The sequence below is a fragment of the Kitasatospora sp. McL0602 genome (assembly GCF_052076145.1).
Taxonomy (GTDB): domain Bacteria; phylum Actinomycetota; class Actinomycetes; order Streptomycetales; family Streptomycetaceae; genus Kitasatospora.
The window spans coordinates 4054407-4079573 of sequence record NZ_CP197246.1 but is presented as its reverse complement, the minus strand read 5'-3'; the positions used below and the strand labels follow the sequence as shown (position 1 = coordinate 4079573).

19 protein-coding genes and 1 tRNA gene are annotated in these 25167 nt (G+C 71.9%); 10 read left to right on the top strand and 10 right to left on the bottom strand.

Translation table 11 applies throughout. The features are described from left to right. Positions 1 to 7 precede the first annotated feature (7 nt). The 8 genes from ACR68M_RS18580 (at position 8) to ACR68M_RS18545 (ending at position 9968) form a co-directional block, all read left to right on the top strand. On the top strand, positions 8 to 526 hold the full coding sequence (locus ACR68M_RS18580) for a hypothetical protein (RefSeq protein WP_441245213.1): 519 nt from the start codon (positions 8 to 10) through the stop codon (positions 524 to 526). Next, positions 523 to 765 (top strand): hypothetical protein, encoded by a 243-nt coding sequence (locus tag ACR68M_RS18575; protein WP_441245212.1) that lies wholly within the window; start codon positions 523 to 525, stop codon positions 763 to 765. The genes ACR68M_RS18580 and ACR68M_RS18575 overlap by 4 nt, the downstream gene beginning before the upstream one ends. Before the next feature lie 70 nt (positions 766 to 835). After that, on the top strand, positions 836 to 1384 hold the full coding sequence (locus tag ACR68M_RS18570; protein ID WP_441245211.1) for a hypothetical protein: 549 nt from the start codon (positions 836 to 838) through the stop codon (positions 1382 to 1384). A 32-nt stretch (positions 1385 to 1416) separates the two neighbouring features. Continuing rightward, a complete protein-coding gene (locus ACR68M_RS18565) occupies positions 1417 to 3309 on the top strand; it encodes a glycoside hydrolase family 15 protein (protein ID WP_441245210.1) in 1893 nt (630 codons plus the stop codon). A gap of 14 nt (positions 3310 to 3323) precedes the next feature. Beyond that, positions 3324 to 5435, top strand: a complete 2112-nt coding sequence (locus tag ACR68M_RS18560; RefSeq protein WP_441245209.1) for a hypothetical protein — start codon at positions 3324 to 3326, stop codon at positions 5433 to 5435. A gap of 173 nt (positions 5436 to 5608) precedes the next feature. Beyond that, positions 5609 to 7225: an NUDIX hydrolase gene (locus ACR68M_RS18555; protein ID WP_441245208.1), complete on the top strand. Its 1617-nt coding sequence runs from the start codon at positions 5609 to 5611 to the stop codon at positions 7223 to 7225. Between the two features lie 17 nt (positions 7226 to 7242). Then, positions 7243 to 7794 (top strand): NUDIX domain-containing protein, encoded by a 552-nt coding sequence (locus ACR68M_RS18550; RefSeq protein ID WP_441245207.1) that lies wholly within the window; start codon positions 7243 to 7245, stop codon positions 7792 to 7794. Continuing rightward, positions 7791 to 9968 (top strand): ABC transporter ATP-binding protein, encoded by a 2178-nt coding sequence (locus ACR68M_RS18545; protein ID WP_441245206.1) that lies wholly within the window; start codon positions 7791 to 7793, stop codon positions 9966 to 9968. The genes ACR68M_RS18550 and ACR68M_RS18545 overlap by 4 nt, the downstream gene beginning before the upstream one ends. A 69-nt stretch (positions 9969 to 10037) precedes the next feature. Here ACR68M_RS18545 and ACR68M_RS18540 read toward each other — a convergent pair whose 3' ends face one another. Beyond that, complete coding sequence (locus tag ACR68M_RS18540; RefSeq protein ID WP_441245205.1) at positions 10038 to 10313, bottom strand: hypothetical protein; 276 nt, start codon at positions 10311 to 10313, stop codon at positions 10038 to 10040. A gap of 92 nt (positions 10314 to 10405) precedes the next feature. Between ACR68M_RS18540 and ACR68M_RS18535 the strand changes: the two genes are divergently transcribed. Together ACR68M_RS18535 and ACR68M_RS18530 are read left to right on the top strand one after the other, a co-directional pair. Beyond that, entirely contained in the window at positions 10406 to 11050 is a 645-nt protein-coding gene (locus ACR68M_RS18535) for a helix-turn-helix domain-containing protein (RefSeq protein WP_441245204.1), read from the top strand. Positions 11051 to 11059: 9 nt separating this feature from the next. Beyond that, the gene (locus ACR68M_RS18530) at positions 11060 to 12670 is read left to right on the top strand and encodes a tyrosine-type recombinase/integrase (RefSeq protein WP_441245203.1); all 1611 of its coding nucleotides are present in this window, start codon (positions 11060 to 11062) and stop codon (positions 12668 to 12670) included. 198 nt (positions 12671 to 12868) lie between these two features. On the opposite strand, the gene ACR68M_RS18525 is transcribed toward ACR68M_RS18530, so the two are convergent. The 9 genes from ACR68M_RS18525 to tmk all read right to left on the bottom strand — a co-directional run bounded on the left by ACR68M_RS18525 (position 12869) and on the right by tmk (position 25104). Next, positions 12869 to 14404, bottom strand: coding sequence for a hypothetical protein (locus tag ACR68M_RS18525; RefSeq protein ID WP_441245202.1), 1536 nt, complete (start codon positions 14402 to 14404; stop codon positions 12869 to 12871). After that, positions 14401 to 14802, bottom strand: coding sequence for an RNA polymerase sigma factor (locus ACR68M_RS18520; protein ID WP_441245201.1), 402 nt, complete (start codon positions 14800 to 14802; stop codon positions 14401 to 14403). The genes ACR68M_RS18525 and ACR68M_RS18520 overlap by 4 nt, the downstream gene beginning before the upstream one ends. 752 nt (positions 14803 to 15554) lie before the next feature. After that, positions 15555 to 15628, bottom strand: a tRNA-Thr gene (locus ACR68M_RS18515). A 95-nt stretch (positions 15629 to 15723) separates the two neighbouring features. Next, positions 15724 to 16374, bottom strand: coding sequence for a leucine efflux protein LeuE (leuE, locus tag ACR68M_RS18510; protein ID WP_441245200.1), 651 nt, complete (start codon positions 16372 to 16374; stop codon positions 15724 to 15726). A 93-nt stretch (positions 16375 to 16467) separates the two neighbouring features. Continuing rightward, positions 16468 to 18054 carry an alpha/beta hydrolase gene (locus ACR68M_RS18505; protein WP_441245199.1) on the bottom strand — a complete coding sequence of 529 codons (1587 nt, stop codon included), beginning with the start codon at positions 18052 to 18054 and terminating at the stop codon, positions 16468 to 16470. A 112-nt stretch (positions 18055 to 18166) separates the two neighbouring features. Next, complete coding sequence (locus tag ACR68M_RS18500; protein WP_441245198.1) at positions 18167 to 19267, bottom strand: hypothetical protein; 1101 nt, start codon at positions 19265 to 19267, stop codon at positions 18167 to 18169. Positions 19268 to 19376: 109 nt separating this feature from the next. Beyond that, positions 19377 to 20576, bottom strand: a complete 1200-nt coding sequence (locus tag ACR68M_RS18495; protein ID WP_441245197.1) for a DNA polymerase III subunit delta' — start codon at positions 20574 to 20576, stop codon at positions 19377 to 19379. A 39-nt stretch (positions 20577 to 20615) separates the two neighbouring features. Further along, positions 20616 to 21779 (bottom strand): acyltransferase family protein, encoded by a 1164-nt coding sequence (locus tag ACR68M_RS18490; protein WP_441245196.1) that lies wholly within the window; start codon positions 21777 to 21779, stop codon positions 20616 to 20618. A 55-nt stretch (positions 21780 to 21834) separates the two neighbouring features. Further along, a complete protein-coding gene (tmk, locus tag ACR68M_RS18485; RefSeq protein ID WP_441245195.1) occupies positions 21835 to 25104 on the bottom strand; it encodes a dTMP kinase in 3270 nt (1089 codons plus the stop codon). Positions 25105 to 25167 lie beyond the last annotated feature (63 nt).

Genomic DNA, 25167 nt, shown 5'->3' with positions numbered 1-25167 from the left:
TGCCGCTGTGCCCACCGCGCCCTTGCCCGCCCTCGCCGCCGCCGAGCTCCGGCTGATCACCCTGGCCTCCGCCGGAGCCAGCTTCGAGCAGATCGCCGCCGACCCCGAGACACGGCTACGACTGGACGACGTCCGCAGCGCGATCGAGGCGGTCCTCGTCACGACCGGCACCCGCACCGTGCCCCAGCTCGCGGGCTGGGCCACCGCCCACAGGATCGTCACCCAGCCCGTCCACCCCAGCGGTGCCCTGACCATCAAGCCCTCCCTTCCCCCACGGCTGACGCAGATCCTTCGCGGCTGGGCGAGCGGGCGCAACACCCCGGAGCTGACCGCCGACTTCGGCATCTCCTCGGCGACCATGCGCACCTACACCAAGACGCTCCTCGCGACGGTGAACGTCGACTCCCAGCCCCAGGCGGTCGTCGTCGGGGTGCTCGCTGGCCTCGTGCTGCTGAGCGACATCGACCCCTCGTGGCCGACCGAGCCGCTCGCCCGCACCGCCGCAACGCGGAGCGCGGCGCCGTGAGGGCCCGGCCGAGCCCCGGGCGGATCGCGCTCGCCGTGCTGTGCTTCCTGCTCGGCATGGTCGTCGGCGGCTGCACCGTCTACCTGCTGACGCACTTCTCCACTCTCGGCCAGCCGGTCTACCTCGGCATCTTCGCCGCAGCTGCCCTGACGACCCTCGGCGTCGCCGACCGCCTGGTCAACCACCGCACGCCGCCCCCGCACAACCCCGGCCGCGCCGGCACCCGCCGGTCCGGCTGAGCAGCACCACCCGCACCACCCATGGCGGCCGTCCGGGTCAGGGCCGCACCCCTTCGAGCACAGAGACAAGATGACCACGCCACCCATCCACCATGCCGTCGTCCCCGGGCATGCTCCCGGACGCCGCGACGGCGAACCGCGACGACTGCGCTACATCGAAGCGCCGGCCCCGTACGAGCCGGACGGCCTGCCGTCGGTGTTCCTCGCCGGGGCGACCGTCGGCTGCCCGGACTGGCAGTCCGAGGCGGTCGACCTTCTGGCGAGCGCCGGCTTCGAGGGCGCCGTCCTCAACCCGCGTCCCTCCCGCAACCCGGCCACCGACCCCTACGCGGCGTGGGCCCCGTTCGGCTGGCAGGACACCAACATCCGCCGCACCGCCCTGGTCCTGTTCTGGAATCCGCTCGGCCACGTCCGCGTGCACGACTGCTACGAGGCCGGCCTGTTCACGCCGTACGGCGGGGCGGTGGTCGTCGGCTCGGACCCGGCCGACCCCGTCCAGCGGGCCAACCGGGTGCTGCTCGGCCACCTCATGCCGTGGCTGCCCGTCGCGGACAGCCTCGCTGGCACCGTCACCGCAGCCCTTGCCGTGCTCGCCACCCCGCCCGCCGTCTGCGGCTGACCACCACTTCTCCCGCCCACGTCAGGACGACCATGCTCCGCGCCCCCGCCCCGTTCCGGATCGAGGACCTCGCCCTCCTCGGCAACACGCGCTCCACCGCCCTGGTCCGCCCGGACGGCGCCATCAACTTCGCCTGCCTGCCCGACTTCGACTCCCCGGCCGTCTTCGCCTCGATGCTCGGCGGCGACGAGCACGGCTTCTGGCGCGTCGGCCCGGCCATCTACGACGGCTCGCCGCCTCCGGCCGCCGACCGCCGCCAGTACCTGGGCGACACCATGGTTCTGCGCCAGGAGTGGGATACCGACACCGGCACCCTCGCGGTCACCGACTTCATGCCCGGACCCGACGTCGACGACAACGCCGAACCGCAGATCATCCGGATCGTCGAGTGCGTCAGCGGCGTGGTGCGCGTCGCCTCCGTCTTCCGGCCCCGCACCGACTACGGCGCCACGCTGCCGACCATCCAGCGCTTTAACCACGGCACCCCGCGCCTGTCGGCGACCACCTACCCGCACGCGTACTGGCTCGACGGCCCCTCTCACACCGTCAACCGCGACGGGGTGTGCCGGGCCGACCTCTCCCTCCACGCCCGCCAGAGCGTCGCGTTCTCGCTCACCTGGAAGGTCTCCTTCAGGCCCGCGCCCATCCCGCCGGACGCTTTCGCCGAGCTGGACGCGACCGTGGAGTCCTGGGAGCAGTGGGCACGGGGGTGCACCTATCGCGGCCCCGACCGCGAGGCCGTGGTGCGCTCCGCCCTCACCCTCAAGGCCATGTGCCACCCGGGCGGAGGCGTGATCGCCGCGCCCACCACCTCCCTGCCCGAGCAGCTCGGCGGCGAACGCCAGTGGGACTACCGGTTCGTGTGGCTGCGCGACAGCGCGCTGACCATCGCCGCCCTGATCCGGCTCGGACAGCTGGAGGAGGCCCGACGCTGGCGGCGCTGGCTCATCGACACGGTCACCCCCGAACGCGTCCAGCCGATCTACCGCATCAACGGCGACACCGACCTGGACGAGCAGATCCTGGGCCACCTGCCCGGGTACGAGGAGTCCCGGCCCGTGCGAATCGGCAACGGCGCCGCCAACCAGCTCCAGCTCGACGTGTTCGGAGAACTCGCGGACACGCTGCTGCTCGCCGAGGACGCGGGCCTGCCGCCCTCGCCGCAGGTCGACGTCCTGCTCCTCGCGCTCGTCGCCCAGGTGGAGCTGCGCTGGCGGGAGCCGGACGAGGGCATCTGGGAAATCCGTGGCGAGGCACGCCACTTCACCCACTCCAAGGTCATGTGCTGGGTCGCCGTGGACCGGACCCTGCGGATGCTGGAGCGACGCACCACCACCGACCCCGCCGTCCTGGTCCGCCTCGCCGAGCTGCGCGAGGAGATCCACCGCGACGCGTGCACCCACGGCGTCGACGAGCATGGCGTGTTCACCCAGTACTACGGAGGCCGGGCCCTCGACGCCTCCCTGCTGCTGATCCCCCAGGCCGGCTTCCTGCCCGCCGATGACAAGCGCGTCATCGCCACGATCGAGGCCGTCCAGCGCGAACTCACCGAGTACGGTCTGGTGCTGCGCTACGCCACCCACGAGGCACCCGGCGCCAACGTCGACGGGCTCGCCGGCCACGAGGGCGCCTTCCTCGCCTGCTCGTTCTGGCTCACCGATGGCCTCACCGCCATCGGCCGCCACACCGAAGCCCGTCAGCTGTTCGACCAGCTCCTCGCCCTGCGAAGCGACCTCGGCCTGCTCGCCGAGGAGTACGACCCTCTCGCGCAACGCCAACTCGGGAACTACCCACAGGCGTTCTCGCACTGGAGCTTGGTCGACGCCGCCGTCCGCATCGCCCCCAAGACCCGCTCCCGGCGAGCCGCACCGCCCCGCCCACGGGCATCCGTCGAGCAGGCGGCACCGGCCGCCGTCGTCGCGTAGTGGGCGGGGACGAGGTGAACAACACCGTCGGCACGTCCTCGGTCGCCACCGCTGTCCAGGCCGGGAGCATCACCGGCGGCGTGCACCTCCACCCGGGCCCGCCCTCGCTGCCGATACCGGTGCCGCGACAACTCGCCCCCATACCTGCTGTGTTCACCGACCGGGAAGAGGCCCTCCTGTCCCTGGAGGCCGCCCTCGGCCGCACGCCCGCGGACGGGACCGCCCCTGTGGTGGTAATCACCGGCCCGGACGGAGTCGGCAAGCGGGCCCTCGCCACGAAGCTGGGCCACCAGATCCAAGACCGTTACCCGGACGGCCAGTTGGTGGCCCGGCTTCGCGCGGACGCCCCGGGCGGCCCCGCCACGGCCGCAGAGGTCGCGCGGTCGCTGCTGCGCGCACTCGGCCTCGGTGAACACTCCCCGCTTCCCTGGGCCGAACAGGACCTGATCGGCCTGTGGCGCAGTGAGACCGCCCGTCGGCGTCTGCTGGTGGTGCTGGAGGACGCCGCCGACGCCGGGCAGGTGCTGCCGCTGATCCCGGCGACCCCGGGCTGCCTGCTCGTAGTCACCAGCCGCGACCCGCTGCCGGCGCTGCTGGCCCACGGCGCCCTCCACCGCCGCCTCAACCCTCTCGCGGCCGAGCACGGCCTTCGGCTGCTGTCGCGGATCGTCGGTGAAGAGCGCACCGGGCGCGACCCGGACGGGGCGGCGGCCCTCGTCGGGTTCCACGGCGGGATGCCGCTAGCCATCGCGCTCGCCGCCGCCGACCTCGTCCTCCAGCCAGACCTGCCACTGCGCGCTGGCCTACCCGCGCCAGCCCCGTCAGGGGCGAACCGATCGGAGAGCCCCGTGCGCGACGCCGTGGACACCGCCCTCGCCCACCTGTCTCCACAGGAGGCCGGCTTCCTGCGGCGGCTCGCCCTGGCCCCGGCCCCGGACCTCGACCTCGCCTCCAGCGCCGCCGCGACCGGAACCACCCGCGACCAGGCCCGGGGGCTCCTCGCCGAACTGGTCGCCCGGGGCCTGCTCGACACCGCCCGCCGTGCCGCCGTCCGCGGCGACCTCTACACGCTCCGCCCTGCCGTCCGCACCGCCGCCATCGGCGTCGGAGCACCGACCCGGCTGGCCGCCCACGAAGCCAGCACCGGCTACCTCACCCACCTGCTCCAGACCGCCCGCGCGTGCGCCCAGCTCCTCACCCCGCACCACCGCGTCCTGCCCCGTCCGCCGCTGGGCAGGCCGGTCGAGCCGGTGCGCTTCACCAACCGGAACGAGGCCCTCGCCTGGCTGGAGGCCATCGCACCCGCCGTCGGCCCGGCCATGATCGCCGCCGTCGACTGCGGCGACCCGGCGATTGCGTGCGCGCTCGCCTCCGACCTCTGGCCTCTCTTCCACTACTACCGCGACGTCCCGATGTGGATCCTCGTGTACGAGGCCGGCCTTCGCGCCGCGCTCCGCTGGGGCGACCCGATGGTGATCCGCGAGATGTCCTCCACCCTCGCGCTCGGGCTGGTCGCCGCCGGACGCCTCAAGGAGGCCGCCACCCACTACTCCCGGGCTGCCGCCCTCGCCCAGTCGGCTGGCGACCGCGCCGGAGTCGCCCAGTACACCTCCGGCATCGGCGCCGCCCTCCACGACGCCGGGTTCAACGACGAGGCCCAGTCCTTCCTCGGGGAAGCCCACAGCCTCTACACCGACCTGGACGACCGCCGGGGCGCCGGGCTCGCCGGGCTGCTCCTCGGATCCGCCGCCGCCCGCCAGGGCCACGTCGACTTCGCCCTCCCCGTCCTGCGTATGGCCCGCGCCGACCTCACCGGTCTCCAGACGCCCGACCCGCTCAACGCCGCAAGAGCACTGGCCTACCTCGGTGAGGGCTACTCCTTCGCCGGCCAGCACGATCTCGCCGTCGCAGCCCTCGTCGAAGCCCGGCGCGAGTTCGCCGACGTCGGCCACCGCCCCTGGGTCGCCCGCAGCACCGAGTTCCTCGGGCAGGCAGCCGAACGCTCCGGGCAGCCGGGCGTCGCCCTCGGCTGGTACACGGCCAGCCTCGACCAGTACACGGGCCTCACCAGCACCAGGGACGTCAAGCGTCTCAACGATCGCATTGCGGCGGTGTCCCTCGCGTGACCACTCTCGCCACTATCAGCCCCGCTGCTCTCGCCCCGCATCTGGCCGCCCCAGGTGCCGACGCGCGAGCCGCAGCTCGCGGCGGGGCGGGGGCTACCGATCAACGGCGATGTCAGGGTTTCGTGTCCTAGGCCACCGATCTCGCCGTCCCCTGGTTTCCGAAGGAGTCCCGCTTGCCGCCGTCCGCCGACGCCATCGCCGCCGTCACCCGCGCCTACCTGTCCCGCCACCCCTCCGAGCGAGCCAAACTCGAACCGCTGCTCGCCATACTGGCCATCACACCGGAGCCGACCAGCCGCACGACCCTTCCCGCACACGTCACGTGCAGCGCTGTCGTCATCAACCGCGACCGCAAGGTCCTGCACATCCACCACAAAGCCACCGGGATGACGCTCTGCCCCGGCGGCCACGGAGAACAGGCCGACACCAGCCTGCTGGCCACCGCGCTGCGGGAGGTCGCCGAGGAAGCCGGCATCCAGCCCGGCGCGCTGTGCCTGGTCCCGGAGGTCCTCGACCGGCCCGTCGACATCGACGTCAACGACATCGACCCCAACCGCGACAAGGGCGAAGATGCCCACCAGCGCTACGACTTCCGGTTCGCCTTCTACCTCGCCGACCCGGCGACACCCGAGAGCACGCTGCAAGCGGAGGAGGTCCCCGGCTGCGAGTGGCGCCCCTTCGACCAGGTCGCCTCCCCATCGCTGCGCGGCAAGCTGCACTCGCTGGATCTGGACGGCCGGCCGGAACCGGTGAACGCCTCCGTGCTGATCCACGACGGTGCCGGCCGCTACCTCCTTCACCTGCGCGACAACTTCGACCACATCTGGGCCCCGGGCGAGTTCAGCCTGCTCGGCGGCGGCGCGGAACCCGGCGACGGCAGCCTGGAAGCGACGCTGCGCCGCGAACTCGCCGAGGAGGCACCAGGGTTGCGCCTCGGCGAGGTGGAGCCGCTGACCGTCGAGTGGACGACCGGCGTCGACGGTCTGGCCGTCCCGATCCAGATCTTCACGGCCCGCTGGCAGGGTGACCCGCAGACGGCTGACCTCCGCGAGGGCGTGCTGCTGCACTGGTTCCGCCCTGAGGACCTGCACCGGCTGCAGCTGCGCGGCTCCACCCTCCGGCTCATCAACGACTACCACGCCGCCCTGCTCTCCTGCGCGTGGCCGAGCGTCGCGGAACCCGCAGGCTCGCTCCCCGCCCCGGCCGGAGGCGGCGTGATCGAGGGCTGGACCACGCTGTCAACGGCCATCGAGTTCACGGGCGTGCGCGTGGTCGTGCGTCGCGACTCGGTGCGGCGCGCGGACCAGAGCTTGGGGACGTACGAGTACACCGAGGCTGTCGACGGGGTGCGCGTCCTGGCCCTCGACGACCGGGGCCGGATCGCCTTGGTGGAGGAGAACGTCTACGTCTGCGGACTGCGGCTGCTGATGTGCCCCGGCGGCGGCTGCGAGCCCGGGGAGGAGCCACTCGTGGCGGCGCGGCGGGAGCTGGCCGAGGAAGCCGGCATCCGAGCCGCAGCGGTCGAACCGCTCACCACGATGTGGCGGATGCCCGCCGGCGCGCGCACCCGCGAACACCTTTACCTCGCCACTGGCCTGACCGTCGGCGAACACCAGCGGGACGCGAGCGAGGCCGACATGGACCTGCGCTGGGTGCCCCTGGAGGAGGCGGTGGCGATGTGCGGCGACGGCCGGATCACCGAGGCCGGCACCCTGGCGGCCGTCCTGCTGACCGCCCAGCGCACCTGGCCGCCAGCCCCCGCAGCCGACGCCGACGAAACGACCGCTTGAGAATGGGAGAGCACCCGATGAACGAGACGAACAGGTTCGCAGCCAGCGTCATCGTCCACGACCTGGCCACCGACCGGATCGCCGCCCTCCACTACGCCCAGCGCAGTTGGAGCCCCGGACCGGCGTGGACCGTCCCAGGTGGGAAGGTCGACCCGGGCGAGGAGATCCACATCGCCGCCGCGAGGGAATTGCTGGAGGAGACCGGCCTCGTCGTCGCGCCCGCCGACCTGTGCCTGGTCCACACGGTGCAGGTGAAGGAGGGCTGGGACGGCCAGGGCGGGTTCCTGATGTTCGTGTTCGCAGCCTCCGCCTTCACCGGCGAGCTGGTCAACACCGAACCCACCAAGCACCTGGAGGTCCGCTGGGCACCGGCGACCGCGATGCCCGGCCCGATGTTCCCGACGTCGAAGACCGCGCTGGAGGCGTACCTGGCCGGCGGCCCGGCGTTCGCCACCTACGGGTTCGACGACAACCCGGACACTGGCTGGTGGAGGCGTGATCGGCGCCGCCTCCTCGGCCACGCAGCCGGATCCGAATCCGGCGCGGAGGCGGCTCGACGGAGGACTTGAGCGATGCGGGTCCGTGGGATGCCGACTACCGCGACGGCGCCCGCTTCCGGACGGTCACCGACCAGGAGGCCGACCTGCTCGTCCAGCACCTCCACCGCCCGATCACCAGGGCACCGCGTACCTCGAATCCTGACGAACTGGCGGGCCATCGCCCCGCCGCCTCGACGAAAGGCACCTACGTGACCAGTGGACCCTCGACCCCGGATGAGCCGGTGTCGAACAGCGAGCAGCTGCTGTTCGGCGGCCCGATGCGCTACGACTACGGCTGGGCCAAGCATGAGATGGCCAGCGGGGAGGTCACGTTCTGGGCGGTGGCCCGCCAGATGCCCCGCTTCCTTCGCCTCGCCGGGCGGATGGCGTGGCAGGCCGACCGCCGGGCCCTGATCGCGCTGGTCGGCGCCGAAGTACTGCGGGGTCTGGCGGCGGCTGCCGCGCTGATCGCGACCAACCGCGCCCTGTCCGCGATCCTGGCGCCCGGCGAGGTCGGGCAAGTTCTGCGCGCCGCGCTCCCGGCGGTCATCACCGTCGGTGTCCTGGCGGCACTCTCCTCGGTCCTGTCGGCGGTCTCCGCTTGGGCGGGCGGGCGGCTGGAGCCTGCGGTCTTCCGCCGGGCCACCGTCGAGTTCCTCGGCATCGTCAGCCGCTCCGAGTTGGAGGCCATTGAGGACCCCGAGTTCCTCGCCGAGGTCGACAGCGCCCGCTGGGGCGCGATGTCGCTGCAGAACATCATCGGCCAGGCCACCTCCGTCCTCACATCCAGCCTCTCCCTCGTCTCCGCCGCCGGCGTGCTGTCCGTCCTCCACCCGGCACTGCTGCCGATGCTGGTACTGATCACCGCACCGCGCGGCTGGGGCGCCGTGCTCACCGCCCGCCGCCAGTACGCCTCCACTCGCGCCTGGCTCCAGCACTCCCGCGCCAGCAGCGCGTTGGCGGACATGATGATCCGCCCCTACTCGGCAGCCGAGCAGCGCGTCCACGCCAGCGGCCCCTTCCTGCTCCACCACTACGAGCAGATGGCCGCCTCCGCCGAACGGGAACAGGCCCGCCTCGCTGGCGCCCGCGCCCGAACCGACCTGCTCACCGCAACCCTCGCCGGCCTCGCCACCACCGGAGCCTTTGCCCTGCTCGGCTGGCTCGTCCTGGGCGGCTCGATCCCGCTTGCCGCCGCCGGCACCGCCGTCGTCGCGATCCGGACCGGATCGGCCAGCATCGGCGGCCTCGTCTCCCAGGTCAACCGCCTCTACGAAGAGTCCCTCTTCGTGCGCGACCTCGACCAGCTGCGCCGGGACGGCCACCGGCGGGCCATCCCCACCGGCGGGACGCCCCTGCCGGATCGCCCGGAGACCATCACTGTCGAGGAGGTGACGTTCAGCTACCCCGGCCGAGAGGTCCCGGCGTTGGACAAGGTCAGCCTGACCATTCCGCGGGGTAAGGTCATCGCTCTGGTCGGCTCGAACGGCTCGGGCAAGTCCACACTGGCCAACGTCCTGTGCGGTGTCTACCAGCCCCACCAGGGCAGGGTGCTGTGGGACGGCGTCGACACCGCCACGGCTGATCGCCACCAGCAGTTCCGCTCGGTGGCCCTGCTCGCGCAGAACTTCCAGCGGTGGATCTTCACTCTGCGGGCCAACCTGATGCTGGGCCGCCCCGAGGTCCCCCTCGGCCAGGAGCGCCTGGACGCCGCCGCCGACTACGCCGGCCTCCAGCCGGTGCTCGACGAGCTGCCCCGCGGGTGGAACACCCTGCTGGCCAAGGGCTTCGAGGGAGGGGTCCAGCTGTCCGGCGGCCAGTGGCAAGGGGTCGCCCTCGCCCGTACCCGCCTGCGCCTGACCACCCCCGACCAGGACGGTCGGCTGCCGGCGCTGGTCGTCGTCGACGAGCCCACCTCCGCCCTCGACCCTCAGGCCGAAGTCGCAGCATTTGAGCAGATCCGCCACCTCACCGACCTCGGCGTCACCGTCGTTCTGATCACCCACCGCCTCGGCGCCACGGCGAAGGCGGACCACATCTTCGTCCTCGACCACGGACGGCTCGTCGAGGAAGGCACTCACGCCGACCTCATGACCCGCCGACCCGCGACGCACTACCGCGAGGCGTACCTGCTGCAGGCCCAACAATACGACACCGCCGTACCCGGCCAGACCCGCGACCGGGACAGCGCTGATACCCACTGACCCAGCCGGGGTGCCATGCGAACCGGCGCTCCATGTCCACCCCTGTCGCATGTCGCACCTAGTCCGTCCTCACGCGCAGAGCCCGTGCTCCTTCGCAGCTCCAGTCGTCAGCGGGACCGAACCCATTCGGCGTTCCACGCCGAGCAGCTTCAGCAGGTCGGAGGTCACCACCCTGTAGGCGTTGCCCAATCGCAGAACCGTGACTGGGTACTGTCCGGCTTTCGCCAGCCCGTATCCGGTGGAGCGACCGATGCAGAGCGCCCGGTTCGCCGTGTCGAGGTCGATGGCCACCGGCAGGGCGAGCAGCTCGTCGGCGGTCATACCGCCAGAGGAAGGTGCAGTCATGATGCTCTCCTGGTTGTGATTCGTGCCTTGGTGACGCGAATCGTTGTATCACGGAGTTGCGGCAGCACTTTTCTGGATCGTAAAGTGCACCCATGACCTCAGACTCTTGGTCGACACGGTTCACCGCCCAGGTCGTACGCTCCATGCGCCAGGCACGCATGGACGCCCGCCTCACGATGCCGGCCGTCGCCGAACGCTGTGCCCAACGCGGCCTACCAGAGATCACCGACCAGACGATCAAGAACCTGGAATCGGGACGCCGGACGAGCATCACGCTTACCGACTTCCTCGCCCTTGCCGACTCGCTCGGTGTGCCGCCAGTGGCCCTCCTCTTCCCCCTCGGCACTGCCGAGACGGTGGAGGTACTCCCCGACCGAGAGGTCTCGACGTGGGATGCACTCGCGTGGTTCACCGGGGAGACACCGATCGCGGAACCGGCCCCGCCTGGCAGCCCCCGGGACGTCCTGGACACCTTCCGGGAGCACGGCGACCTCGTAGCGGCAGCCAGAGCATCTGCCGCCTTGGCCACCGACCGCCGCCGAGCCGCAAACACCACACCGGCTCCTGATCGCAGAGCCGCCCTGCTGGAGCTGGCCACCGGATATGAGGAGTACGCGGAAGCGGACCGCAAGGAGCTTGCATCCTTCCGGACGCGGATGCGTGAGCGGGGTCTCGTCCCGCCCGCACTCCCCGACGGTCTCACCGCCGTTGACCAGACCGAGGACACAACACCGTAAGGACCGCACGTGAAGAACGGAACCGTCTCCCGACGGTGCGCATGCCGGAACCCCGAGACTGGCAAGCCGTACGGCGCGAAGTGCCCGAAGTCGTCCAGCTCCCGCCACGGCATCTGGTACGCCATCCAGGAGCTGGTGCCGCGCCAGGACAACAGCCGACGGCGCTTCCGCCGGGGCGGGTTCACCACCGCCGCCGACGCGAAGGAGGAGCTAGCGAAGGTCATCGCCCTGATGGCCATACCGGAGAAGGACGACCCGACCGGCCAGCTGGCGATCAGCGACCTGCTGGAAGCCTGCGCGGCGGCCAAGGAGCCGCTCCCGGACTACGAGGAGACCCTCCGCCGGTTCAAGACCGGGCAGACCCTCAACTCGAAGATAACCGTGGGCGAGTGGCTCGACCGCTGGCTCGCCGGGCGCAAGCGCCTTCGAGTCACCGGATACAAGCGCTACGAGTGCGACGTCCGAGTCCACCTGAAGCCGCACTTGGGCGACCTCCGGCTCGACAAGCTACGGGTCCACCACGTGGACACGATGTTCGACTCGATCAACGAAGCCAACATCCTGATTCAAGAGCAGAACGCTCAGCGCCGGGCCGTTCAGACCGAGCTGAAGTCCATCCCGAACCGCGGCGCCGAGAACCGCGCGCGCCGGAAGTGGCTGCGGTCACAGCTCGACCAGCTGCCGCCCTTCCGCCGGATCACCGGTCTCAACACCCAGCCCCACATCAAGGCGACGGGCCGCGCGGCTCTCAACGTCGCCATCGCTCAGCAGGTGCTGAGCCCGTTCAATCCGTTCGAGCACGTCGAGCTGTTGCCCGGGACAAAGCCGAAAGCCCTCATCTGGACCGATGAGCGAATCGCTCGATGGCGGGAAACCGGGCGCAAGCCCAGCCCCGTCATGGTCTGGACTCCGGAGCAGACCGCCGTCTTCCTCAACTTCGTGTCCGAGGACCGCCTGTACATGTTCTGGCGGATCGTCGCGTTCCGGGGCACACGTCGAGGCGAGACGTGCGGAGCCCGCTGGGAGGATCTCTCCGCCGCGCAGCGCTCCCTGACCATCGCCACCCAGCTCGTCCAGGACGGCTGGGAGGTCCTCGAAGGAGCGCCCAAGACCGATTCGGGCATCCGCCTGCTGGCGCTCGACAACGAGACCTTCGACGGTCTCCAGGCCCACAAGCTCCGCCAGGAGCGCGAACGCGCGGAGTGGGGCGACGCTTGGCAGGACACTGGCCGGATCTTCACCCAGGAGGACGGCTCCCTCCTCCACCCGGGCAAGGTCAGCGACCTCTTTGAGCGCCTCGTGGAGGCCGCCGGCCTGCCGCCGATCCGCCTTCACGACCTTCGGCACGTCGCCGCGACCCTCATGCTCGCGGCCGGGGTGGACATCAAGGTCGTCTCCGACACCCTCGGCCACTCCGACACCCGGATCACCCGGGACATCTACCAGTCGGTCCTGGACGATCTCGCCCGCGACGCGGCGGAGAAGGTCGCCCAGCTCGTCCCGCACGCACGGCCTCAACTCTCCGCCGTCCCGGACGACTCCGAGGCCAAGGCGCGGACCATCCCGCAGATGCGACCCCCCACCCGGCCGACGGACGATCCGGAGCAGAAGTCCGCCTGACTTCCTAGGCATCGAGCGGCTCCGAGGCAGCGACCCTGCTACCTCGGAGCCGCTGCCATTCGGCCCTCGGCGCGGCCGGGACCTCTATCGGAACAGTCCGCAACGCCGGGCCAGCCAGAAGGAATGTGGGTCACAGGATCGACCAACGCGAGAGATCCGAGTTGGCCCCGCCTGGCTCCTCGCATCATTTGGCCCACATCAATCGCTCGGTTCCTGTAGGTCGCTCGTTTGGCCATGGCGACCTTCCTCCCTACGAGCCAGAGCTGCTCTGACAACCTGCGCCACCACAGGGCAATGCTGATCGAGGTCAGCCAACCACCCAGCTGTGACGAGAGCTGGCCGCGTAGCCACCAGCTCACTTGCTGCTGCGGCCAGCATTTCCTCCACATGAGCCGAGGCATCGCTGCGGAGGAAGCGCCGGTCAACTGAAAGGTCTAGGTCGGGCATTGCGGGCAGATTGACTACGACGCCACGCAATGTCCCGTAGCCACTGCCTTCGAGGATTCTGCTGTTGGCGTCAGGTTCGACGAGCAAGCCGTCCAGAAGCAAAGCTCCGCCGTCCTCGCACCAAACGACCTGGCCTTCGAGACAGGGAGCTGTCCACCCAGCGGCTCGGACCCCTTTGGAGTGGCGAGCAAGGCTCTGGCTTGGTCGAAGCTCACCGGGCCTCCAGACCTGCCTGGCCTCCTCGCTGATGAAGAACGTCGGGAACTCGGCGACGCCTAGCACCCGCTCTAGCGCCTGCGCGAGATCGGGCCAGCTCCGGCCAGCGCGATGCTCCGGATCACGAAGCAGCAACCTGACCTTCGTTCCCGGCTGCTTGCCGCGCTCTCGGACCTCGGCGATGCGATACGGACTGCCGACACCATCAATACCAAGCCGCAGCACTGGTCCACTTCGTCCGAATTGGTCCATGCGGCACGTCGTGACCTCGATCTGGTCAGCCAACATGAAGTAGCTGAGCACTCCGATTCCGAACCGGCTGTTGGGCACTAGCCCCACGGGCGGGTCACACGCCTGCCAGGCTGCCTCCTCCGCACGGTAGCCCTGCGACTCGACGAACCTCGCGCCGGCCCGCGAGAACAGCTCACGGATGACCTCGCCGTCCATGCCAACCCCGTTGTCCACACAGTCGAGGTAGTCCCGCCCGAGCTCGTCTCGCCCCTGCCGGAAGATGATCTCAGGCTCGTATGACCAGTCGTCTCCGCTGGTCCGCGAGAGGAACTCGTGCCGCGCAGCCCGGTAGCGGCAGGCGTCGAGGGCGTTCTGGTACAGCTCCCTCACTGCGATGCCTGCGTCGTCGTAGAGCTGCACGCCCATCAGCAGCTCCGCGACCCGCGACTTTCCCAGGCCGAACGATCCAAGAGACACTTCGCGCGGCTCGTCGCTAACGAGCTTCAGGTGCCGCTCCGGCCCGTCGTCCACGTCCTGATCGCGAAGTCCGTCGAAGACCTGGAGCCCGTAGAGATCGGCGGCCCGCTCGGCTTGAATCGCTGCGGGGTTCATTCGGCCGACCAGCCGACGCACTGCATCGAAGTCATCGGTTCCGGTGCGCTCCAGCACCTGTTCGAAGGCGTGATGTTCCCCGCGGCCACGCGCGACCCCCGAACCAAGGATCGCAGCCATCATCTCCGCCAGTCTCTCGTCGGAGACCAGAGCCTTGTCCATGCGCTTGGCGGTCTGACGAATCCAGCCCTTGAAGTCGGCCGCATCGGACAGCTCGGACTCGCTCATCGGGTCCCGACCTCCTTGTTCTCTGCTTCCAGCAGCCGCTTGAGCTGCGCATGGGCATGGCGCAGGTTGGATCTGACCGTAATGTCCTTCATGCCCGTGATCCTCGCGATATCCGCAGCCTTGTAGCCGTCGAACTCCCAGGCCATCACCAGGCGCTGCACCGGCGGAAGGGCCCGAAGGAGTCGGAGCACCACCTCGATCTCGTACCGACTCTCCGCCTCTGCCGTGGCTGGCACCAGCGACTCAACCTCCAGCCGAGCCGCTGCCACCACCTGGGCTTCTCGAAGCCGGCGCTCTGACCGCACAACGGCAGCGGCCTTGCGAACCGCTACCAGGCGAACCCAGGCTCGTGGGTCTCGAATCGACTCACCGTCCCAGACCCGAAGCAGCTCGATCATCGCCTCCTGAGCGGAATCCTCTGCAACGTGCTGGTCGAACCCTGCCCTACACAGGTGTCCGACCAGCCCCGGGAGCTGGTCTTCACAGAAGGCTACAAAGCCCGCGGGTTGGGTGGTGCCGGACAAGGCGTCAGGTCTCCGATCCGATGGCGGTTCTTGATCGAGTCAGTCGTAGTGCCGCTACCGGCCACGCGCGATCCACCACCCACCTAACGCTGCCGCCACGGCCAGGGTGGCGATCGTCAGCGGAACAGACTGGCTGGCTCCGAAAACCGCGATCGACGCCGCTGGCACCGCATTGAAGACTGCCACCAGTTCAGCCACCCCCCGGCCCTGGCTGCTGGCCCGACGACCATCGGCGTCCGTAGGGCGGGCCGACACGGCCCTTTCCTCGTCTCCGACAGGCTCCGGCTGCGGGCTCAGCGATTCACTCATACCCTTCAGTGCTTGATGATCTTGAAATGGTGCAATGCCCACCCCACGGTCTTCGGCGAACACTCGGCCGGACACGCTCCCCCCGCGCGGCGGCCCCATGGCCCTGCATCTTGTAGGGACACCACAGTTACGGTCGGGCGAGCACCGATTGCAGATCAACTTCTCGGCCACACCCGTGCAGTACAATTGCACTGATGGCCGCACTTTGGCCGCACCCAGCCCCGTACGACCCAGGGCGGCACGGGAGCGCTCAACCTCGCAGGTAAAGGGCAAGCAAAAACCCCAGGTCACGGCGAGTGAGTCCTGGGGTTTCGCTGAGCCGCCTATGGGATTCGAACCCATGACCTACGCATTACGAGTGCGTTGCTCTGGCCAACTGAGCTAAGGCGGCACCGTCACCGTGCGGCACCCACCCCGAGGGGTTGGTGATCCGTCCTGGCAACGCGGGCAAGTCTACACACGTTTCGGGGGTGATCCGTACCGGGTTCAGGCCGAGGAGGCAGCGAGCTTCACGGCGAAGCCGGCGAAGAGCATGGCGACGGCGCTGGTCAGGCCTGCGGAGAGGCGCTTGCGGCGGCTGAAGGCGGCGGAGAGGGCGGTGCCGGTGAAGATCAGGGTGGTCAGGTAGAGGACGCTGAAGGCCTGGAGGATGCCGCCCAGCAGGGCGAAGGAGAGCACCGGCTGCCCGTACGAGGGATCGACGAACTGGGTGAAGAAGGACAGCAGGAAGAGGATCGCCTTCGGGTTGAGCAGGCTGATCATCAGCGCCCGCCGGAAGGGCCGCTCGGCCCCGGCGGCCGGGGCGGCGGCCGCCTCGTCGCCGGTGGCCTTGCGCTCGCGCCAGAGCTGGCGGGCCGCCCGCAGCATGCCGATGCCTATCCAGATCAGGTAGGCCGCGCCACCGAACTTCACCACCGCGAAGACCGCCGGGTTGGCCTTGAGCAGCGAGGTCGCGCCGAGGGCGGTCAGGCTGATCAGCGTGAAGTCCCCGACGAAGACCCCGGCGGCGGCCCGGAAGGCCGTCCGGACGCCCTTGCGGGCGGCCACCGAGAGCACGTACAGCGAGTTCGGGCCGGGCAGCAGGACGATCACCAGGGCGCCGATGACATACGTCGCCAGGTCGTTGACTCCGAACACGGTGCGACTCCTCGATGCACTCCGAATGGGCGCATCATCGTACCTTCGCACCGGTCGTCTGTTGAAAATCCAACCAACCTGACCAACCGTCAGTCACTTCGCGCAGCGCGTGCCCGTCGCCGGGGCGTCCCCGCCCAGCAGGTAGCGGTTGACCGCGCCGTCGACGCACGCGTTGTGCCGCCCGTACGCGGTGTGCCCGTCGCCGTCGTACGTCAGCAGGCGGCCCGCCTCCAGCTGGGTGGCCAGCGACTGCGCCCAGGCGTACGGCGTGGCCGGGTCACGGGTGGTGCCGACCACCACGATCGGCGCCGAGCCGGCCGCCCGGACGGTGTGTGCCGCGCCGGTCGGCTTGACCGGCCAGTACGCGCAGGCCAGCGCCATCCAGGCCATGTCCCGCCCGAAGTGCGGCGAGGCGCTCTCGAACGCGGGCACCGCCTGCCGGGCCTCCTCCGGCCCGCTGAACGGCGCGGGCAGGTCGAGGCAGTTCACGGCCATGTTGGCGAACATCAGATTCGGGTACGTGCCGTCCGCCGCGCGCTCGTAGTAGCTGTCGGAGAGCCGGAGCAGCGCCGAGCCCTCACCGCCCTTCGCGCTCGCCAGCGCCGCCCGCAGCTGCGGCCAGAGGAACTCCGCGTACATCGCCTGGATCACGCCCGTGGTGGCCTGCGACTCCGTCAGCTTCCGCGCGGAGTCGGTCGGCAGCGGGTGCGCGTCGAGCTGCTTGAACAGCGCGTCCAGCTGCTGGCCGGCCTGCTGCTCGGTGCTGCCCAGCGGGCAGTCGTCACGGCTGACGCAGTCCTTGGCGAAGGCCGACCAGGCGGTCTCGAAGCCCCCGGCCTGCGCCTTGTTCCCGGCGGTCGAGTCGAGCGCCGGGTCCATAGCCCCGTCCAGCACCATCCGCCCGACCCGGCCCGGGAAGAGCCCGGCGTACGTCGCGCCCAGGAAGGTCCCGTACGACTTGCCCAGGTAGTGCAGCTTGTCGTCGCCCAGCAGCGCCCGCAGCACGTCCATGTCGCGGGCCGACTCGACCGTGCTGACGTGCCCGAGGAACGCACCGGACTTCTGCTGGCAGGCGGCCGCGAACTCCTTGTCCGCCGCGACCAGCGCATCCGTCTCGGCCTGGTCGTCGGGGGTGATGTCGACGGCCGTGTACGCGTCCATCCGGTCGCTGCCGAGGCAGGTCACCGGGCTGCTCCGGCCGACGCCGCGCGGGTCCACCCCGACCAGGTCGTAGGCCGCGAGGACGCCGGAGTCGTAGCCCTTGGCGACGGCCTCCAGGTACTCGACCGCCGACCCGCCCGGCCCGCCGGGGTTGAGCAGCAGCGAGCCCAGCCGGGGCGCCGTGCCGGAGGCGGGCTTGCGGGCCGCCGTGAGCGAGAGGTCGCCGGAGCCGGGGTGGTCGTAGTCGAGCGGCACCTTGAAGGTCGCGCACTCGAAGCCGTCGTCGCACGGCTGCCAGCCGAGCTTCTGCCCGTAGTAGGCGGCCAGCGCCGCCGGGGTCTCGGCCGGCAGCGGGGCCAGCGGAGTCACCCCGGCCCGCAGGCCGTCCGAGGAGGAGGACGAGGAGGACGGCGCGGGTGCGGTGGCGCCGCCCGAGGAGCTGCACCCAGAGAGCACCAGCCCCGCCACGGCCAGCGCGGCGGACAGCCGAAGAAGCCGGGTCGGCCGGGCAGCTCGCATGACGGTTCTCTCCTCGGGAGCTTCGGAAGCCGGCCACCGACCGGCAGGAGCTGAGCGTAACGGTGCGGCGGCGGATCAATACCCCAGGGCCGGGCCCGTCACGGCAGGCACGTCAGGACGGGTGGGCGAGGCTCTCCGCCAGGTACTGCACCGCGATCCGGACCAGCCGCAGCCGCTCCCGCTCGGGCGAGTAGTCCTGCACCACGTCCGAGATCCTCACCTCGGCCTGCGCGGCCCGGCCCTTGCCGCCGCGCAGCGTGGTCTGGAGCGTGCGGGCGGCGGCCAGGCCGTCGCTGTCCTGCTTGGCGGCCGCGAGCAGCAGCCGCGCGGCGGAGGTGCCCGGGGCCGCCGCACCGGTCTGGGCGAGCGCCGCCGTGTCGTAGCGGCCGGAGACGGCGGCCGCCGCGCCGTAGAGGTCGGGCCGGGCCAGTACGGCGGCGGCCGCGCACGGCGCACCGCCCTCGATCCCGAGCACGCCCCAGCCTCCGGGCCCGGCGGGCAGCGTCCGGAAGGCGGCGCCGACGGCGGTGCGCAGCGCGGTGTCGTCGGCGACGGCCTGCGGGGCGGCGGCGACCAGGTCACAGGGGTGGGCGGTGCCGGTCGGGGATTCGGGGGCGACGACCACGAAGGGCCGGGCCCGGCCGAGCTTCACGGCGGAGGCGATGCCGTCGAAGACGTCCGGCAGCTCGGCGTCGGCGGTCGTCCGGGCGCCCCCGGCGTGCAGCACGATCACGGGGAAGCGGGCGCTCTGGTCCTCCCGGTACTGCGCGGGCACCCAGACCCGGACGGCCCGGGGCCGGCCGTCCGGCCCGGCGACCGAGCCCTCCAACAGCTCCCCCTCCGCCGGGTGCCCGATGACGCGGAACTGCGTCGCGACCGGGGTGGGCCCGCCCTCCGGCGGCGCCCCGTGCTTCGTGTCACCGGAGGGCGCTGCCGCCACGGCCGACGCGGCCGGCGCGGCCGCGACGGCGCGGGCCTGCTCGACCCCACGGGCACCCCGCCCGTCGAAGGTCACGGCGACCGTCAACGCGGTGATGCACATCCCGCACAGCACCGCCGCGCCGGCCCGCACCAGCAGCGGCCGTTGTTCGGCCACCAGCTCGTACGTCTGCGCGGCTTTCAGGTCCCGCCAGCGGACCAGCACGGCCCTCGCGAGCCAGATCCCGGCAACGGCGAAGACCACCAGCGGTACGACAAGGAGCGGACGTGGCATTCCCACAGCGTGCAAGACAACCGGCCCCGCACCCGGCAAGGCTCCCGGGCACCCCCGCGACCTTCACTCGAACGAGCGAGCACCCGGCCCAAGCACCTCGCGGCGCGGCTCACCCCGCCCGGAGCGCGACGGTCATCACCTCGACGGCCAGCAGCGGGTCCACGTTCCGGTCCAGCGCCCGGCGGCAGGCCAGTACCGCCTCGATCCGCCGCAGGGTGTTCTCCGGCGCGCCCGACCCGGCGATCCGGTCCAGCGCAGCGCGCTGGTCCTCGTTCGCCAGAGTGCCCGTCGACCCGAGCTGCAGCGCCAGCACGTCACGGTAGAAGCCGAGCAGGTCCAGCAGCGCGACCCCGAGCGTCTCCCGACGGGTCCGGGTCGCCCGGCTCTTCTGCCGCTTCTCCAGCTCCTTGGCCGCCCCCGCCAGCCCGCGTGGCGCCCGGCTCCCCTCGACCGCGCCGTACGCGGCCCGCAGGTCGTCGGTCTCCTTGGCATCCTGCGTCTGGGCCAGCGCCTCCGCGTCGGCCTTGGCGGTGTCGACCAGCCGCTGCGCGGCAGCCAGGCACCCGCCGATGTCGGCGACCTCCAGCGGAATCCGCAGCACGTCGAGCCGCCTGGTCCGGGCCTGCTCGTCGACGGCCAGCCGCCGCGAACGCTCGACGTCACCCTGCCCGGCCAACGCCGCCATCCGGGCCGTCGCCGGCTCGGCGCCGTCCCGCTGCACCAGCATGTCGGCCACCGCGTCGGCGGCGGGCGTGCGCAGCACCAGCAGGCGGCAGCGCGAGCGGATCGTCGGCAGGACATCCTGCACGGACGGTGCGCAGAGCATCCAGACCGTCCGGGGCGAGGGCTCCTCGACGCCCTTGAGCAGGGCGTTCGCCGCCGCCTCGGTGAGCCGGTGGGCCGCGTCGACCAGGATCACCGACCACTTGCCACCCGTCGGGTAGCTGGCGGCCCGCAGCACGAGGGCCCGCATGTCGCCGACACCGATCGACAGGCCGTCCGTGCGGACGTACTTCACGTCGGCGTGGCTGCCGGAGAGCACGGTGTGGCAGCCGTCGCAGAAGCCGCAGCCGGGCACCCCGCCGAGTTCGAGATCGGGGCTGGTGCACTGGAGCGCGGCGGCGAAGGCCCGCGCCGCCGTGGTCTGCCCGGCGCCGGGCGGGCCGGTGAAGAGCCAGGCGTGCGTCATCAGCGAGGCGTTGGCATCGGCCTCCGTCGTCCCCTTCACGGTCGCCCGAGCGGCCCGCGCGGCGGCCGTCAGCTGCTCGACCACCCGATCCTGTCCGACCAGGTCGTCCCACACACTCACGCCGTACTCCCACCGATCAGCCCACGTCCCCGCCCGAGCCTAACGCCGCACACCGACACCCTCCGCCTGCCGGCCTGCCCGCTCCTCCGCCTGCCGGTCCGGCTGCCGGTCCGCCTGCTCCTCCGGCAGAGCCCCCTTGGCGAGGGCTGCCCGCAGCCGCCCCTTCATCCACCGCCCGACCGGCCGCTCGACGTATCGCTGCACCAGCCAGGAGACCGCAGTCAGCACCACCACCAGCCCGACCGCCAGCACCCACGGCGCCACCCGCCCCCGGAACGCCACGATCACCTCCCACCCGATGTACTGGTGCAGCAGGTACAGCGGGTACGTCACCGCCCCGGCCGCCGTGAGCCAACGCCCGCGGACCCGCCGGAACCAGCCGAGCGCGACCCCGGCCATCAGCAGGTAGCAGACCGCGAGCAACACCACCACGCCCCACTCGGGCAGCGGCGCCTCGGCGTGGGCGGCGGCGAACCGGTACGTCGGCCGCACGCCCCGGCACCCCGCCAGGAAGCTGAACCCGACCAGCAGCCAGAGCAGCAGATCCGGCCCGGACCGCCACATCAGGTGGAACGCCAGCCCGCCGACGAAGAACCAGCAGTGCTCGGGCATCGCCACGAGCTGCAACCACGCCACCCCCGGCAGCGCCGTCGCGACGACCCCCGCCACCGACCAGAGCAGGCAGAAGGCCAGCACCCGCCGGTACGAGACCCCGAGCCAGACCACCACCGCGAACAGCAGGTAGAACCTGGCCTCCACCCAGAGGCTCCAGTACACCCCGTCGACGTACGGCGCCCCGAGCGGGTACTCCAGCATCGTGAGGTTGGTCAGCACGTCCTGCCAACGCCGTGGCCCGGTACCGCCCGGCACCGCCGCCACCACCGCCGTGGTCGCCGCCACTCCGAACCAGTACGCGGGGAACAGCCGCACCACCCGCGAGGTGAAGAACTCCGACAGCGACCGCCCCCAGCAGCTGAGGCAGATCACGAAGCCGCTGATCAGGAAGAACAGCGGCACCCCCAGCCACCCGTACGCAGCCGGCCGGTACAGCCCCGGGAACGCCTCGCCCCGGGGCACGCCCCACTCCGACCCGAACGCCACGTAGTGGTACGCGACCACCATCAGCACGGCCAGGAGCCGAAGCCCGTCCAACACGACGAGCCGGGCGGGCCCGTGCCCGTCACCGACGCCGCCATCCTCCACCGCCCGTGCTACCGCCGTCTCCGGGAGGTACTGCCCGAGCCCGACCCGGCCTGTCCTACTTCTGGCCGCCGCGTCGCTTCCGGCCCTTGGCGTCGTCGGCGGGCGGCTCGTCGTCCTGCCACTGCGCCCACTGCTCGCGGGAGCCGAGCAGGGTGTCCGTCAGGCTCGGGAGGTCGTCCATCGGGGTCTCCTCGGCCCAGTCCGGCCGGGGCCGGGGCTCGACCAGGGGCATCTCCCGGGTCTCGTCGACCTTCGCCGCCTTCGCCGCCCCAGTCTCCTGCTCGTCCCGCTGCTCGTCCCGCCAGAGGCCGCGCGGCACCCTGTCCTCCGCCGACAGTGGCACCCTGGGCAGCACGGCGGTCTCGTCCGCCGCCTTCGCGCCTGCAGCCTTGGCGCCAGTGGTCTTCGCATCCGCGGGCTTCACGTCAGCGACCGTCGGCAGTACCGCCGTCTCCTCCGCTGCGGGCACCCGGGGCATTACGGCGGTCTCGTCCGCCGCAGGCACCCGCGGCAGCACCGAGGTCTCGTCGGCACGCGACGCGGCGGCCAGCGCCTCGGCCGCGCGGACGGCGGCCAGCCGGTCCTCCTCCGAGATCTCCTCGGTGACCTGCTCCACCCCACCGATCTTCGTCAGCTCGACCGTCGTGGTGGCGGTCGACGCCGCCGCAGCCGCAGCTGCGGCGGCCGCTGCTGCCAGCCGGGCCTCCTCGGCGCGCTGCAGCGCCTCCTCCGCCCGGCGCCGCTGCTCGGCCCGCTGGAGGTCGCGCTGGCGCTGGAGCTCGGCCTGCGCGGCGGCCTCCGCCGCCAGCCGCTCCTGCTCGGCAGCCGCCACCGCGAGCCTGGCCTCCTCCGCCGCCCGCCGGGCGGCCTCCTCCTCGGCGCGCTTCTTGGCCTCGGCCTCAGCCGCGATCCTGGCTGCCTCGGCCTCCTGCCGGGCCCGCTCCTCGGCGGCCTTGCGGGCCTCCTCGGCGGCGAGCCGGTCCTTCTCCGCCTGCTCGGCGCGCAGCTCCTCCAGGAGGGCGAGCCGCTTGCGCTCGGCCGCCGCCGCCTCCTCCGCGAGCCTGGCCTCCTCGGCGGCGCGGCGAGCGGCCTCCTCGCGGGCCAGCCGCTCCTGCTCGATCTGGGCGGCCTTCTCCTGGGCGGAGAGCGGCAGCTCGCGGTCGAGCCGGTGACGGAGGGCGGTGGTCACGAAGGCGGGCTGCTGACTGCCGTCCACGACCAGGTAGCGGGCTGGGTCGGCGGCCGCCAGCGCCAGGAAGCCGGAGCGCACCCGCGAGTGGAACTCGGTCGGCTCGGACTCCAGCCGGTCCAGCGCCTCGGTGAACCGCTCGCGCGCCGCGTTCGGGTCGACGTCGAGCACGATCGTCAGGTCCGGCACCAGGCCGCCGGTGGCCCAGCGCGAGATCCGCGCGACCTCCGTCGCCGCCAGGTCGCGCCCGGCGCCCTGGTAGGCGATCGAGGAGTCCATGTACCGGTCGGTGATCACCACCGCGCCGCGCTCCAGCGCGGGGCGGATGACGTTCTCGACGTGCTCGGCGCGGTCGGCGGCGTAGATCAGTGCCTCGGCCCGGTGCGAGAGCCCGGTGTTGCCGACGTCCAGCACGAGCGCGCGCAGCCGCTGCCCGATCGGGCTGCCGCCGGGCTCACGGGTGAGCACCACCTCGTGGCCCTTGCTCCGGATCCACTCGGCGAGTGCGTTGGCCTGGGTCGACTTCCCGGCGCCGTCGCCGCCCTCCAGGGCGATGAAGAAGCCGGTGCCGGTCGTCCGGTGCGGTGCGAGCCGAGCGCCGCCGCGCAGCGAACGCACCAGCTCACGCCCGAGCGGGACGGTGCCACGCTGGTCGTCGGTCTTCAGCAGCACGACAGCGGCCAACGCCAGCGTCAGCAGCCCGGCGGTGGCGACGGCGAGCGCGGCACCGCCGTGCACGAAGGTGAAGCCACCTGGCTTGATCTCGCCGTACTGCACCTCGCCGTACGCGGCGGCGATCAGCGGCATCCCCACCAGCGAGGCGCCGACCACGACCCGCAGCACCGCGTACAGGTGCTCGGTGACCTTGGGCAGCCGCAGCTCCTCGACCTCCTGGGCGAGCAGCGTACGGCCGGTGGCGATGACGATCCCGGCCGCCAGCCCGGCCAGCGCCGTGAGCAGCAGGACGAGGACGAAGTCGAGCACCAGCCCGGCGAGGATCAGCGCCACCCCGGCCGTGAGCAGCGCGAGCGCGAGCAGGCGGCGGCGGGAGAGGGCGGGCAGCGTGGCCCGGGTGATCCGGATGCCGAGCGCGGGGGTCGCGGTCGCGGCGAGCACCAGCAGCGCGAAGCCGATCGGCCCGGCCCGGTGGTCGACGGCGGTCAGCAGGCCGAGCGCGGTGACGCCCGCCATCGAGGCGTAGGCGGCGGCCACGGAGAAGGTGAAGTAGGGGGCGGAGCCGGTCCGGCCCTTGGTGAGGGCCGGCCCAGGGGTCGCGTCGGTGGGCGCGCGCAGGCCCTGGAGGGGGGAGCGCGGCGCCGCGCTCGCCTCGGACGGCAGCTCCTGCAGGAAGATCAAGACGGCCGAGACCGCGAACAGCACGGCTGCACCGAGCCCGGCAACGGTGGTCTGGTTGGCCCGCAGCCAGTGCGAGCCAAGGGCCGCAGCGGTGTTGTTGACCAGCGTCAGCACCATCAGCGCCACTGCGGCGAGCGGCAGGGTCGCCCAGCCGGTGCGCAGGTCCAGCGTGCGGACGGTCTCCAGGTTCGACGCGGACGGGCGCTGCGCGGCGGCGGGCGCGTATGGGTCGGCGGCGGGGAGCAGGCCGGGCACGACGGCGTCCTTGGCTACCGACCAGACCCGCTCGGCGGCACCGATCAGGAAGGCGGTGCCGAGCAGCAGCCAGGTGGCAGTGCCGTGCGTCCAGGTGAGCCACCAGGGCGCCAGCGCGATCAGGACGGCCCGGAAGGCGTCGGCGCCGAGCAGCGTCCACCGCCGGTCGAGCCGGCGGGCGACGAGTGCGTGCACCGGGCCCAGCAGCGCAGCGCCGAAGAGCAGGGTGGCGAGCAGTCGCGCGCCGAGGACGGCCGCCACCGCGAACGCCTCCGCCCGGTAGCCGTGCCCGAACGGGCCGCCCGAGAAGGAGGCCGCCCAGGTCAACCCGACGAGCACCAGCATGCCGAGCCGGTCGGCGGTGCCGCCGACCAGCTGCGTCGTCCACAGTCGTCGATAGGGGCGCTGCCTGAGCAGGGCCCGACTGCGCTCCCCGGGAGTCCCGGCGGGGGCGACCTCGGGCTGCGCGGGTGCACCGGCGCTCGTGGGGGTGGGCTGCGGGGTGGGCTGCTCCTCGCTCGTCATACCAGTCAGAGTAGCGGTCGGCGCCTGTCGCAAAAGGAGATGAGCCGCTCCGGTACCGCTCTC